This window comes from Alicyclobacillus sp. CIJ1 (genome assembly GCF_057538885.1).
In genome coordinates this window covers 40,024-53,937 of record NZ_BAAJPH010000068.1, presented here as the reverse complement: position 1 = coordinate 53,937, position 13,914 = coordinate 40,024, and the positions used below count along the sequence as shown (strand labels likewise).

The following is a 13,914-nucleotide window of genomic DNA, read 5'->3' as shown; positions in this document are numbered from 1 at the left end:
CGTCGCCGCCCGCGCTCCGCCCGCGAGCCCCGACCTCATCAAGGCCATCATACCGCGAATCGCGGGATGCGCCCAAACGCGACGCCCGTCTTCCCAAAACGCCCGCCACTTCACACTCTTTCGTCTTCAATTCCTTTGTGCAACATGGACTCGAATCCAAGTTGAGATCCAGCAAATTGACACAGGAGATTCGTCGACGAGTGTCGAATGTGCGTCGAATGGTTCCGAGCATGGAAATGCGCTCGGCAGCAAATGCTTGCGTTGATCGGATCCATTCTCAAGGGGGTTCATCACATGCAGAAACGGATTTGGCAGAGCGGCCTCTCCATCCTGGCCGTGGCCGCCCTCGTCGTGGGGTGCGGCACCAACAACTCGTCGTCCGGCACCACCAACACCGCGAACAGCGGCGGCACGGGCAACACCACGTCGACGAGCGGCAAGACCATCAAGGTCGGCCTCGTCACCGATACCGGCGGTCTCAACGACAATAGCTTCAACCATCTGGCGTACGTCGGCATGCAGGAGGCGCAGAAAGAGCTGCCCAACATCCAGACGAGCGTCGTGCAGTCCCAGTCCGAGTCGGATTACGTCCCGAACCTCAGCCACTTCGCGCAGGATGGGTACGATCTCGTCATCGCCGTGGGCTATCTCATGGCAGACGCGGTGCAACAAGTGGCCAAGGAATACCCGAAGACGCACTTCCTCATCATCGACGATAGCATCACCGGCATCCCGAACGTCGCGAGCGCCATCTTCCAGTCGCAGCAGGCCGGCTACCTCGCGGGCGTCGTGGCCGGCATGGTGCAGAAGGATCATCTCCTGAAGAACATCAACAGCCACAACACCGTCGGCGTGGTGGGCGGCCAGGAGATCCCGCCGGTGGACACGTACATCGCGGGCTTCCAGCAGGGCTTCCACAGCGTGGATCCGACAGGCAAGGTCATCGTCGAATACACCAACTCGTTCAACGACGAGGCGGCCGGCAGCCAGTACGCGCAGAACGAGATTGCGCAGGGCGCCGACATCATCTTCCCGGTGGCGGGCGGCACCGGCATCGGCTCCATCAAAGCCGCGCAGAGCGCGAAGGTCTACGCCATCGGCGTGGACACGGACCAGTCGTATCTCGCGCCCGGCACGGTCATCACGAGCGCCATCAAGCGGGTGGACACGTCCGTGTTTGACACCATCAAGGCCGTGCAGGACGGCACCTTCAAGAGCGGCGTCAACAACTTCGACCTCTCGAACAACGGCGTCGGCATCGCGCCGCTCATCTCGGGCCTGCCGAAGTCGGTGACGGATGCGGTCAACCAGGCGAAGCAGGAGATCCTGAGCGGCAAGATCCAGGTATCCACCACCGTGCAGAAGTGAACAGCGGGAGGGCGGCGCTTTCGCGCGCCGCTCTTCCCACGATTTGGAGCTCTTCACTTGGAGGCGATCCCGGCTTTGGAACCTGTGTTGGAAGTCGTGGACCTCAAAAAATGGTTTCCAGGCGTCAAGGCTAATGACGGCGTGAACCTGACCGTGCAAGCAGGGGAAGTGCACGCCATCCTCGGCGAAAACGGCGCTGGCAAGTCCACCCTGATGAAGGTCATCTACGGCCTGCTGGAGCCCACGTCCGGCGAGATCCGGCTGTTTGGACAGCCTGTCCATTTCCGAAGCCCGCGCGACGCCATTCTCGCCGGCATCGGCATGGTGCACCAGCACTTCATGCTCATCCCGGCGCTCACCGTCGCCGAAAACGTCGTCCTGGGCGACGAACCGGGCGGGCTCCGTTTTGACCGCCGAGAAGCGGTGCGGCGCGTCCGCGAGCTGTCCGAGCGGTATGGCCTCGCCATCGATCCCAACGCGAAAGTGGGCGATCTCACCGTCGGCCTGCAGCAGCGCGTCGAGATTCTCAAGGCATTCTACCGCAAAGCGCGCGTGCTCATCCTCGACGAGCCGACGGCACTCCTCACCCCTCAGGAGACGCGGGAGTTGTTCAACATCATCCGCGCGCTGAAGGCCGAAGGCGTGCCCGTGCTTTTCATCAGCCACAAGCTCGACGAGGTTCTCGAAATCAGCGATCGCGTCACGGTCATGCGCGCCGGAAAGACGGTGGAAACGCTCGAAACGAAAGGCGCGACGCCGCAGATGCTCGCCAACCTCATGGTCGGCCGTGAGGTCGTGCTGCGCGTCGAGAAGCCGCCCATCGAGGCCGGATCGCCCGTTCTGGAAGTGCGAAATCTGCGGGTGCGCTCGGCGGATCGGCACGAGCGCGTGAAAGGCGTGAGCCTGACCGTCCGGCGCGGCGAAATTCTTGGCATCGCGGGTATCGACGGAAACGGACAGTTTGAACTCGCGGACGCCATCGCGGGCCTGTTGCGCGCGGAGGCGGGGCAGATTGTGCTCGACGGGCGCGACATTACGCACCTCTCCCCCGCCGAGAGGATACAACTCGGCATCGCGTATGTGCCGCAGGATCGGCAGCTCGACGGCCTCGTTCTCTCGTTCGATCTCGCCGACAACATCATTCTCCGCGACTTTCGGCGGCCTCCGTTTTCGCGGCGCGGCATCTTGAACCGACGCGCGGCCGAATCGTACGCCAAGCGGCTGATTGAGGCGTTCGACGTGCGCCCGCCCGATTTCCGGCGCAAGGCCTCGGAGCTCTCGGGCGGAAACCAGCAAAAGGTGATCCTCGCCCGCGAAGTATCGCGAGATCCGCTCGTCCTGATTGCGGCTCAGCCGACGCGAGGGCTGGATGTCGGCGCCATCGAAGGCGTGCACCGCCAACTGGTCCGGCTGCGCAACGAAGGCAAGGCGGTGTTGCTCATCTCACTGGAACTGGACGAGATCCTGAGCCTGTCGGATCGCATCGCCGTGATGCATGACGGCGAGATCGTCGGCGTGGTGGATGGGACGGAGGCCACGCGCGAGCAGCTCGGCCTCATGATGACGGGACGGCGCGCGAAGGAGGGGACGGCGTGAAGGCGCTGCAGTCGATTCTCTTGCCCGTGGCCGCGAGCCTGGTGGCCATCGCCATCGGTGCCATCCTGGTGGCGGCGCTCGGGTACAATCCGGTGTCCGTGTATGGATCGCTCATCTCGGGCGCATTTGGCAATCTCGGCAACTTGGGCAACACGCTCACGGCGAGCCTGCCGCTCATCATCATCGGGCTTGGCATTGCCATCTCGTTTCAGAGCGGGCTGTTCAACATCGGTGCGGACGGCCAGTACTGGATCGGCGCGACGGCGGCGGTCTGGGTGGGTTACCACTTCACGTCCCTGCCCGGCTGGCTACACATGCTCTTCTGCCTCGCAGCCGGCATGATCGCGGGCGCGCTGTGGGCAGGCATCGTGCCCGGGCTCACGAAGGCGTTCGTCGGCGCACACGAGGTCATCACCACTATGATGATGAGTTACATCGCGATTTTGTTCGCACGCTACCTCATTGAGGGCGGACCGATGCAGGAGAAGGGGTACATCCCCCAGTCGCCGCTCATCGCGTCGAACACCCAATTTCCTTATTTCACGCAAGGGTTTGCGCGATCCCAGCTGTCACCTATCTCCATCCTCATCGCGGCGCTGGCCGTGATCGTCGCGTGGTTCCTGCTCTACAAGACGACGCTCGGATTTTCCCTGCGATCCGTCGGCCTGAACGCGCGCGCGGCGAAATACGCCGGCATCCGCGTCAAGCTGCATATCGTCATTGCGCTCGCGCTGTCGGGACTCTTCGCCGGCCTGGCGGGGGCGGTGCAAATGCTCGGCGTCGATCATCAGCTGCTCGATGGCTTTTCGTCGAACTACGGCTACACGGCCATCGTGGTGGCGCTTCTCGCGCGCAACAACCCGCTCGCCGTCGTCATCTCGGGCCTCTTTTTCGGCGCGCTAACCACAGGCGGGCAAAACATGCAGATTGTCTCCAACGTCCCGGCTTCGCTCACGAATGTGCTGACCGGACTCATCATCTTCTTTGTCGGATGTGAGCGCATCATCCCGCAGGTCATCGGTTGGTATCGGCGGCGCCGCTCCGCGAGAGCCCAGACGCCCGCAAGCTGACGAGCCGATTCCCGGATTGTGAAAGGAGGCGCACGGATGGTCTTCTCCAACCCCGAAATTTGGGCGCTGACCTTGTCCATGGCGATCCCGCTCGCGCTCCCGGCCGTCGGCGGCACGTTCTCGGAGCGTACGGGCGTCGTCAACATCGCGATGGAAGGCATCATGCTTATCGGCGCCTTTTTTGGCGTCGCATTCTCGTACTGGACCGGGAACGCGTGGATTGGACTTCTGGCCGCCATCGTGTGCGGCGCACTCACCGCGCTCGCGCTCGCCTGGGGCGCGATTCACGTGTCCGCCGACCAAACGGTGCTCGGCATGGGCATCAACATCTTCGCCGCGGGCCTGACGACGTTCTTACTCAACACGCTGTTCGGATACAACGGCACCCCTGTGAACACGCCGAAGCTGCCGTCGGTGAGCATCCCGGGCCTGGATAGAATTCCGTACATCGGCGTGATTTTCACGAACCAGAGCGTGCTCGTGTACATCGGGATCGTCCTGATTTTCCTGTCCCACTGGTTCCTGTTCTCCACCCGGCTCGGCCTCAGGATGCGATCCGTCGGCGAGAATCCGCTCGCGGCGGACACGCTCGGCATCCCGGTGTGGCGGCTGCGGTATCTCGGTGTGGTCTTGAGCGGCGTGTTTTCCGCCATCGGCGGGGCGTATTTGTCCATCGGCATCCTGAACGGGTTCACGTCCAACATGACCAGCGGCCGCGGCTACATCGCGCTCGCCGCGATGATCTTCGGCAAGTGGACGCCGCTCGGATCGTTCGGCGCGGCGCTCATCTTCGGTTTTTCCACCGCGCTCGGCATCGTGCTGCAAGGCCATGGCGTGTCGTCGAACATTCTGCAGATGATTCCGTACGCGCTGACCATTCTCGCGCTGACCGGGCTCATTGGCCGATCCACGCCACCAGCGGCGGATGGCATCCCGTACGAACCGCGGAGATAATGCGGAGAATCAAGGAGAGGCGTCGCTCCACGCGAGCGGCGCTTTTTTGTGAGTTTGCGATACAATGTTTTGGAGATTGGCGGAAGGGAGCCGTTCGGATGCACAGGCCCATTTGATCCATCTCGTCGGGGGAAGCCCCGTCTGCAACCATTTGCGAGCTTCCAGCAGGGGGCTCCTGACGAGGTGACAACTGAACATGAGGACATACGGGTCGTGGTTCCAACGCCGCGGTCTGGCACTTTTCATGATTGCGGACGGCGTGTCTGTTTTGGGCGATCAGGTGGGCTGGATGGGGCTTTGTGGTCCACGATGACCATGACCAAGAGCGCGCAGATCATGGGATGGCTGGGCCTTGCCTTCGGCCTGCCAGCCGTCGCGCTCGGCCCCACCGTTGGGCACGTTCTAGACCACACATCGCACAAGTGGGCGCTCATCACATCCCACGTCATGCTCGGCGCTTTGTTCGCATCCATCGCCGTGCTGGAACGTATGCACGCGCTTCCGGTGTGGACGTTTCTGATGTTCGCGTTTGCGGCAGGCTGCCTTACGCCGTTCTCGACCATCGGCTGGAGCGTCGTCATCCCCAACATCATAGCGGATGATGAGCTTGGCCCCGTCAATGCGCTCATGGAGATCCTGTGGAACGGCGCAGCCATTCTGGGACCGACACTTGGCGGATTCGCCATCGCGCGCGCAGGAACCTCTGCGGCCATCTTCTTGGACGCAATTTCGTTTTGGCTCGCGGCCCTATGTGTTGGACTGGCGGAGATACCCGGGCAGGCGAGGCGTGCGCCGATGACGATGCGTCAAGCGGCGCGATCGTTTGTGCAAAACACCCTCGAGGCCATGAAGACGTTGTACGCGCTGCATCCAGTCTGGTGGATCACCATCGGCGCGTGGGCGCTCAATCTGGCGTACGGCGCGCTTGACATCGAGTTGCCTCTCCTGACGCACCGACAGTTTGGTCGAGGTGCCTGGATCCTAGGCAGCCTTTGGACCGCCTATGCCATCAGCTCGATTGCTGGGGCGGCGTTAAGCGGCTGGATCTCCAAGAGACGCAGGACCGGCGTCGTCATGGCGATGATGATCATCGGATGGGGCGCGGCGTTCGCGCCGCTGTTCTGGATCCACGCCTTCACGCTCATCTACGTGTTCCTCGCCTGCGCCGGACTCCTGTTTGGCGGGTATCCACCGCTGGCGCGGACCGTCGTCCAGCGCTCTGTGCCGACGCAGGTCGTGGGACGCATCATGGGCCTACGGGGTTCACTGATTGCACTTGGCCCGCCGCTCGGCTCGTGACTCGGTGGCATGTTGGACAGATGGTGCAGTCCTTCGGACGCCATCGCCCTGATCGGCATGGCCGTTGTGGCCGTTGGATGCTGGCTTGGCTTACGGGATGACTTTCGGAGGATAGAAGCTTGAAAGCGGAATGCATGCACGACGATTGAAGAGGGCGGATGATTGCCGCCCTCTTTGTCGTGATTGGGGGCGCCGACGATCTCGGCGGAGCAACGTTACGGTCAGCACGTCTGGCTGGACGTTTACGGATACGCTTCAATGGGGCCGCCGACGATCTCGGCGGAGCAACTGTACTGTGGTCATCTGCCGCATCGCCTCGCCACAGCTTCAATGGGGCCGCCGACCGTCTCGGCGGAGCAACGTGCGGCTTCGACGACAAAATTCCCGCTTCGTGCATTGCATGCTTCAATGGGGCCGCCGACCATCTCGGCGGAGCAACGCATCTCAAGGATCTTGTGATCTTGAATGTGTACGATGCTTCAATGGGGCCGCCGACGATCTCGGCGGAGCAACGGGGCAATTGAACTACGCAGGACTCGTCTACCAAGCTTCAATGGGGCCGCCGACGATCTCGGCGGAGCAACATAGCGAACCGCCAGATTCTTTAACCTGTTGACAGAGCTTCAATGGGGCCGCCGACGATCTCGGCGGAGCAACAGGAGCGCCTGAACCAAGTCGAGGAGCGTCTGAAGGGCTTCAATGGGGCCGCCGACGATCTCGGCGGAGCAACTCTACTCTCCTGAGCCCGCGCCTGGCGCGGCTTTCCGGCGAAAAATCGCGAACCTGTGCAACGCGCGTCCTTCACGCGCCTTCCAACCGCTATCATCATACCCTGTCTGTCCTCAAAAATCCAGCCCCCATGCGGAATTCTCGCATTTCGCGAACCCCCCGGGTTTTCGCCATCGATTCAGGTTCGCGCTCCTTACCCCCGCCGCTTCTCCATCACTGCGGTGATCCACGGCACCACACGCCCCGCTTCACCCCGGACCGCGTCTGCGAACGGGGCCGTCCGAATTCACCCCGCTCCTTATCCTCCCACCTGCTCCCATGAAGCTACGCACCAAAAAAACAGGGGCCGCACCGGGCCCCAAAGTGAGTGCCATGCCGAGTTGGAACCATCCTCGCAGAGCGCCGAGATCGTGGGGCTTATCCGCCCGCAGGGCCGAGCCGTCACGCCTCCACAAACTGCTCCTCCTCCGTGGAGCCGGTGAGCGCCGTCGTGGACGAAAGTCCGCCCGACACCACCTGCGCCACTTCATCGAAGTAGCCCGTACCCACCTCCCGCTGATGGCGTGTCGCGGTATAGCCGCGGGCTTCCGCAGCAAACTCTTGCTGCTGGAGATCCGAGTACGCCCCCATGCCGCGCTGGTTGTAGCCATATGCGAGCTCGAACATGCTGTAATTGAGGGCGTGGAAGCCCGCCAGGGTCACGAACTGGAACTTGTAGCCGAACGACGCGATGATCTCCTGGAACTCCTCGATGGTCTTCGGATCGAGCTTCTTCCGCCAGTTGAAGGAAGGCGAGCAGTTGTAGGCGAGGAGTTTGTCTGGGAATTCGGCCTTGATAGCCTCCGCAAACCGCTTCGCTTCCTCGATGTTGGGCTCGGACGTCTCGCACCAAATCATGTCCGCGTACGGGGCATAGGCGAGTCCGCGGGCAATGGCCGCCTCCAGCCCGCCTCGGAACCGGTAGAACCCTTCCGGCGTGCGCTCGCCCGTGATGAACCGAGCGTCGCGATCGTCGACATCGCTCGTGATGAGGAACGCGCCGTTGGCGTCCGTGCGCGCCACGATGATGGTCGGCACGCCGAGCACGTCGGCCGCCAGGCGCGCAGCCGTCAGATTCCGCACCGCGTGCGACGTGGGGATGAGCACCTTGCCGCCCATGTGGCCGCATTTCTTCTCCGATGACAGCTGATCCTCGAAGTGCACGCCCGCGGCGCCGGCTTCAATCATCATCTTCATGAGCTCGAACACGTTCAGCGGCCCGCCAAATCCTGCCTCCGCGTCGGCTACAATCGGCACCATCCAGTCGATGTCGCCCTTGCCTTCCGCGGTCTGAATCTGATCCGCGCGCAACAGCGCGTTGTTGATCCTCCGCACCAGGCTCGGCACACTGTTGGACGGGTACAGGCTCTGATCCGGGTACATGTGCTCGGCCAGGTTGGCGTCCGCTGCCACCTGCCAGCCGCTGACGTAGATCGCCTTGAGGCCGGCCTTGACCTGCTGCACGGCCTGGTTGCCCGTCAGGGCACCAAGCGCGCGGATGAAGCCGTCTTCATGGAGACGCCGCCACAGCTTCTCCGCGCCCATCTGCGCGAGTGTATGTTCAATGTGCACCGATCCCCTGAGCCGAATCACGTCTTCCGCCGTATAGGCGCGCTCGACGCCTTTCCAACGAGGATCCGTCTTCCAATGCTGCTCCAGTTCCGCCGCCGTTTTGAAGTATGTCATCTTCCATTCCCCCTAGGTTCCATTTGCGGCGCCCTTGACATTGCGCCTGTCTCATTCCTGTTTCATGCCGGGCCATTTCACGCTGTACCAAGATTGCGAGAACAAGTCCGTGAAATCTACGTTACAGATGCGAGGCGGTTCGCTCATCTCCGTCTGTTTCTCTCATCTCCCCTCAGCCTAAGGCTGCTGTTCTGGCACAATTGTATTAAAACAATGCCTTGTTTGTGAATAGTGTTTTGATACAGTTTGTGTGACAAATTTGTGACGAGTCTGAAAACAACCGCTTGCTCGCCGGGTGCCGCAGTCATCCTCTCTCTGCCGGAAGATTTCTTACAACTTGCACACCAAATCTTTGCAAACCCCTCACAGTCGGTTCATGCTGGCTTGCTACACTGCGCATAAACGCCTCACGCACGTTCTCATGCTAGATCCGAACCTATGGGGAGGAACCACATGCGCACGCAGATTGCAGTCATTGGACTTGGCTATATTGGCTTGCCGCTCTCCCTCGCGCTCTGTGAGCGCGGCGAGACGGTCATCGGCGTCGATGTGGACGAGCGCAAAGTGAACGAACTCCGCACCGGCGTGACGCACGTCATGGAGCCGTACCGCGGCGAATCCCTCGAAAGCATCCTGCGCCGGCACCTCGAAAGCGGCCGCTTCACCGCCACGACATCACTAGCCGAAGCCGCCGAGCGCGCCGACACGTTCATCGTCACCGTCGGCCTTCCGGTGGCGGGCGACGTCGTGGACAAGTCGCCGCTTCTCGCCTGCGTCAACGACCTTGGCCAGGCCCTTCGCCCGGGCGATCTCGTCCTCATCCGCAGCACGCTTGTCCCTGGCATGATGGAAGACGAAATTGTCCCCCGCCTCGCATCGGCGAGCGGCTTCGTGCCGGGCCAGGACTTCCACGTGGCCTACGCGCCGGAGCGGGTCGCCGAGGGCCGCGCAATGGAAGAGTTCCAGACCCTCGATGTCGTCGTGGCGGGACTCACGGACGCGTGTGCCCATCGCGCCATGGCCGTGCTCGCCCGCCTCACGGACGGCCGGCTGCACAAGACCAGCCTCCGCGTCGCCGAGCTGTCCAAAGTCGTGGAAAACGCGCAGCGCGACGTCAATATCGCCTTGGCGCACGAGCTCAAGATGGTCGCCGAGCAGCACGGCGTCGATGTCTACGAGCTCATCCGCATGGCCAACACGCACCCGCGCGTGCACCTGCTCGAGCCCAACATCGGCGTCGGCGGCTTCTGCATCCCGAACGCGTACGCGTACCTCGCGGCTTCGCTCACATCGGAGGAGCATATCCCGCTCTTTTCGCTGGCCCGCCAAATCAACCTGACGGCGCCGCATCGCGCCGCCCGCCAACTCGACGACGCGCTCCGCCAGATCGGCAAGCGCCTGTCCGGTGCGCGCGTGGCGCTTCTGGGCCTCGGCATGAAGGACGGATCGAACGATATCCGCCAGAGCCCGGCCGTCCACTTCGCGGAAATCCTCGCCGAGCGCGGCGCCACCGTGACGGCGTTCGATCCGACCGTGGAACCGTATTTCCCCTTCCAGGCACCGTCGCTCGAAGACTGCCTGGTGGACGCGGATGCCGTGGCCGTCGCAGCCTGGCAGGCGGCGTTTGACACAACGCCGTGGCCCGCCCTCCTCGCCCGCGCGCGTCAGCCGCTCGTCGCCCTGGATCTCAAGCGCCGCCTCGTGCCGAGCCTCAAGGAGGCGGGGTGGCAGATCCGCGGCGACAGCCATCTGCCCTACATCGCCATGCCCGCGCCCCATGCATCCGCCGAGCGGGACTGCGCGGTGGAGATGGTGCCATGAAGCGCCGCCACGCCCTCATCATCTGCCACGACTTCCCGCCGGTCGGCGGGATCGCCGTGCAGCGCCCGCTCAAATTCGCGAAATATCTCGGGGAATTCGGCTGGAAGGTCACCGTGCTCACGGCCGATCACGTCTACAGCGCCACGCCCGATCCGTCGCTTCTCGACGAGATCCCGGGGGACGTGCAGATTGTGCGGGTCACGGATGTTGTGTCGAAGCAGCTCGCCCGCTGGTCGGGGCGCATGGTGGGCGACGGCTCGGCTCCGGCGCAGCAGCCGTCCGTCCAGGCGCGGCGCCCGCTGTGGAAGCGGCTCGCCTGGGGCGCGTGGAAGTGGGTCCAAGCGCACGCGCTCATCCCGGACGAATCCGTGGTGTGGGCCATGCTGGCGGGCTTCGCGGCCCGGCGCATCGTGCGGCAGCGCGTCATCGACTGCATCTACACCACCTCAGGGCCGCAGAGCACGCAGCTTGCAGGTCTCATCGCTTCCGCGTTTTCACGGACGCCCTGGATTGCGGATTTTCGGGATCCGTGGACGAACAACCTCCACTTCCACCATCGCGGCTGGCGAGCCTCCCTCGAGCGCCGGCTCGAGCGCATGGTCTTCGCCCGCGCATCGGCCATCGTGACGGTCACCGACGGCTTCTGGCGCCTCTTCGCGGCGAAGTACCCGCATCGCGCGCTCGACATTCACGTCATCCGAAACGGCGTGGACGAAGCGGATTTTCCCCCCGCGCCCGCTAGGCGCAAGGGCGAAGAAGAGCCGTTCACGTTCTTCTATGGTGGCATCCTGTACCCCGGGCGATCGGCGGACGCCCTGTTTCAGGCCGTGCATCGACTGCTACAAAGCGGGCACGTCATCCCCCAGCGCCTCCGCATTCAGTTCGCGGGTGTCCTCGACTACCCTGGCCATCATCACCACGCGCGCCTCATCCGGGAGCTCGGGCTTGAGGCCGTGATCGAGCCGCTCGGCTACCTCCCGCGCCGCGAGGCACTCGCCCGCATGCTGGCCGCCGACGCGACGCTTCTCATCGGCGATCAGTCCGAGCAGGCCAAGGACTACGTCCCCGGCAAGCTGTACGAGTACCTGTACGCCGGACGCCCCATCCTCGCCATGCTCCGCGAAGGCGAAGCCGCCGATCTCATCCGCCGCGAGCAGGCCGGCATCATCGTGCCGCCGGATCATCCTGACGCCATCGCGCAGGCGATGCTCCATCTCATGGCGCAGCCTGCCACCGAGCGACGCACGTGGAATCCGGCCTACAGCCGCCGAGCGCAGGCGCAGCAACTGGCCCGCCTGATGGACGATGTCCTGGCGGTCCAAACCGAGTCCACCGCCTGGTCGTCCATGTCCTGGGACGTGTGACGGTGATGTACCTGTCCATGGGTAGCCCCGGCGCCGTTCGCCCAGTGCGAGGGCCCGCCCTGGCGCGAGCCCTCGCTCGCATGCTCGCGAGCATCCTCGCGCCTCACGTGCTATAATTTCTCCAACCTTTCATGGACAAGGATGATAGCGTGGCTCTCCAGGCATGGTTCTCTCGCACCGCCGCCTCTGCGGCCCTCGTCGGTGTCTGTGCGGTGTCCACCGCCTGCGGCTCGTCCGCCGCGAGCTCGCAGTGGATGCTCGTCAATCACTGGATGATCGACGCCGTGACCACGAAGCAGGCCCCGCTTGCGCTGCAATGCCTGCTCATCGATGCGAATCCCACGACGCAGAGCGTGGTGTCGTCTGCGCAGCTCCAGACCCCAGGCCTGCACACGCGCAGCTTCTCTCAGCAGGAACTCCAGCTCACCCAGAACACCATCGAGTTTCAGCTGCACTTCACGTCGACAGTGACGCGCTCCATGCACGGCGCCGAACCCACGCTCACCATCGCGACGCCGAATTGGACGCATACCTTCTCGTTCGGGGAAATGGATGTCACCCTCGTGCCGAAGCGCGTCAATTGGCTGCTTCCGTTGCGCAGCTTTGCCGGCGAGAGCGGCGCGTTCACGACGTCCCACGTCTTCGCCATGGTGGTTGCAAACCCGCTCCCGCACGCCGTGACGTTCGATGGTTTCACGGTGGGTGGCGGCGTGGAGCTGGAGCGCACCGCGTACGTCATGGATCCCAAGCAGGCGCCCATCACGATTCCCACGCAGGCCAAGACGCTGGTCTCGCCCATCGACATCCCGCCTGACCACACATTGGCACTCTACTGCACGTTCCGCCAGCCGTCCGCCTACCGAAACGTGTACTTCCAGCCCGCGCTGCGTCTGACCTACCAGGGCCAATCCGGGTACGAGCTGACCAACCCGGCGCTCTACACGGAGACGAAGTTCAAGGGCGATCCGACCGCCATCTACCCGACGGTTAACGGCTGATTAGCAGCTAAGGCGCCATTGAACGAGGGACTCCACAAGGGGCTCCGCCTTGTCCCTCCCCCTGAGCTGGCGACGCCACCTCTCCGGAATGCCCGACGCGCCGAATGCGACGCCAGCGAGCCCGCCCGCCACGGCTGCGTTGGTATCCGTGTCCCGACCGAGCTGAATGGCGCGCCTGACGACCCGCTCGTAGCTCGTCTCGTTCAGAGCCAGGCGAGCCGCGTGGAGCGTGTGCACGACGTAGCCGTCGCCGTTCGTGACAGGCGGATCGTCTGGACGGACCTCATCTTCGAGCGCCTGGCGGTACGGCGATCCCGCTTCGTAAAGGCCGCGCAGCACCGCGATGGCATTCTCGTACGCCTCGCCCGGCGCTTGCCCACCCAACATGCGCCGCGCCCACAAGCAGTACACAGCGCAACACACCTGATTGGTGACATGGCCGTGCGTCACGCGCGCCTGCCGGTGCGCATCTTCGACAAGCGCCGCATCATCGCCCCGATGCCACAGCGCGAGCGGCAGGACCCTCATCAGGGCGCCATTGCCTTTCCCCTCCGGAAGCACGAGCCCCGCGCGTTCCGGTTCCACGCCGCGCTTCATCTCCTGAATGGCCAGTTTGGTCTGCCACCCAATGCCAAATGCCTGTCCGTCCACGGTCCAAAGTCCTTCGTCATGCCACGCGATGAGCCGCGTGGCGAAGTCCGCCGGATCGAACCGGCCGCACGTGAGAAGCGAGTCGAGCAGACACAGCGCCTGCGCACCATCGTCGGTCCACGTGCCCGGTGGCACCACGGCCCCCCATTCCCCAGGCGGCCCCTGCATGTCAATCTCGCCCTCAGGCGGCATCTCTTCGGGTTGAAGTCCGACATAGGGCTCGCCGAGCGCATCACCCACAAGCAACCCCCACATGCCGCCGCGCAACCTGTCTTCCAGTGCGATCATCCAGCCACCCCCAAATGGACTCAGCCCCGCGTTGATCTCCATTGTAACCGC

10 protein-coding genes and 1 CRISPR repeat array are annotated in these 13,914 nt (G+C 63.6%); of the genes, 8 read left to right on the top strand and 2 right to left on the bottom strand.

The genetic code is table 11. The features are described 5' to 3' along the window. Window positions 1-294: 294 nt before the first annotated feature. The 5 genes from AC27E8_RS05825 (at window position 295) to AC27E8_RS05805 (ending at window position 6,287) form a co-directional block, all read left to right on the top strand. Complete coding sequence (locus tag AC27E8_RS05825; RefSeq protein ID WP_487097374.1) at window positions 295-1,368, top strand: BMP family lipoprotein; 1,074 nt, start codon at window positions 295-297, stop codon at window positions 1,366-1,368. Between the two features lie 75 nt (window positions 1,369-1,443). Further along, complete coding sequence (locus AC27E8_RS05820) at window positions 1,444-2,964, top strand: ABC transporter ATP-binding protein (RefSeq protein WP_487097376.1); 1,521 nt, start codon at window positions 1,444-1,446, stop codon at window positions 2,962-2,964. Next, the gene (locus AC27E8_RS05815; protein WP_487097377.1) at window positions 2,961-4,034 is read left to right on the top strand and encodes an ABC transporter permease; all 1,074 of its coding nucleotides are present in this window, start codon (window positions 2,961-2,963) and stop codon (window positions 4,032-4,034) included. The genes AC27E8_RS05820 and AC27E8_RS05815 overlap by 4 nt, the downstream gene beginning before the upstream one ends. A gap of 36 nt (window positions 4,035-4,070) precedes the next feature. Then, on the top strand, window positions 4,071-4,988 hold the full coding sequence (locus tag AC27E8_RS05810; RefSeq protein WP_008337831.1) for an ABC transporter permease: 918 nt from the start codon (window positions 4,071-4,073) through the stop codon (window positions 4,986-4,988). A 309-nt stretch (window positions 4,989-5,297) separates the two neighbouring features. Then, entirely contained in the window at window positions 5,298-6,287 is a 990-nt protein-coding gene (locus AC27E8_RS05805) for an MFS transporter (protein WP_487097379.1), read from the top strand. Window positions 6,288-6,464: 177 nt separating this feature from the next. After that, window positions 6,465-7,017: a CRISPR direct-repeat array (repeat unit 37 nt; unit sequence GCTTCAATGGGGCCGCCGACGATCTCGGCGGAGCAAC). A gap of 440 nt (window positions 7,018-7,457) precedes the next feature. On the opposite strand, the gene aceA is transcribed toward AC27E8_RS05805, so the two are convergent. Further along, on the bottom strand, window positions 7,458-8,741 hold the full coding sequence (gene aceA, locus AC27E8_RS05800; protein ID WP_014462932.1) for an isocitrate lyase: 1,284 nt from the start codon (window positions 8,739-8,741) through the stop codon (window positions 7,458-7,460). 453 nt (window positions 8,742-9,194) lie between these two features. On the opposite strand from aceA, the gene AC27E8_RS05795 reads away from it, so the two are divergent. The 3 genes from AC27E8_RS05795 (at window position 9,195) to AC27E8_RS05785 (ending at window position 12,924) form a co-directional block, all read left to right on the top strand. After that, window positions 9,195-10,562 (top strand): nucleotide sugar dehydrogenase, encoded by a 1,368-nt coding sequence (locus AC27E8_RS05795; protein WP_487097380.1) that lies wholly within the window; start codon window positions 9,195-9,197, stop codon window positions 10,560-10,562. Next, on the top strand, window positions 10,559-11,926 hold the full coding sequence (locus AC27E8_RS05790; RefSeq protein WP_487097382.1) for a glycosyltransferase family 4 protein: 1,368 nt from the start codon (window positions 10,559-10,561) through the stop codon (window positions 11,924-11,926). The genes AC27E8_RS05795 and AC27E8_RS05790 overlap by 4 nt, the downstream gene beginning before the upstream one ends. Window positions 11,927-12,075: 149 nt before the next feature. Next, window positions 12,076-12,924, top strand: coding sequence for a hypothetical protein (locus AC27E8_RS05785; RefSeq protein WP_487097383.1), 849 nt, complete (start codon window positions 12,076-12,078; stop codon window positions 12,922-12,924). Here AC27E8_RS05785 and AC27E8_RS05780 read toward each other — a convergent pair whose 3' ends face one another. After that, the gene (locus AC27E8_RS05780) at window positions 12,925-13,863 is read right to left on the bottom strand and encodes an ADP-ribosylglycohydrolase family protein (RefSeq protein ID WP_487097385.1); all 939 of its coding nucleotides are present in this window, start codon (window positions 13,861-13,863) and stop codon (window positions 12,925-12,927) included. Window positions 13,864-13,914: the final 51 nt, after the last annotated feature.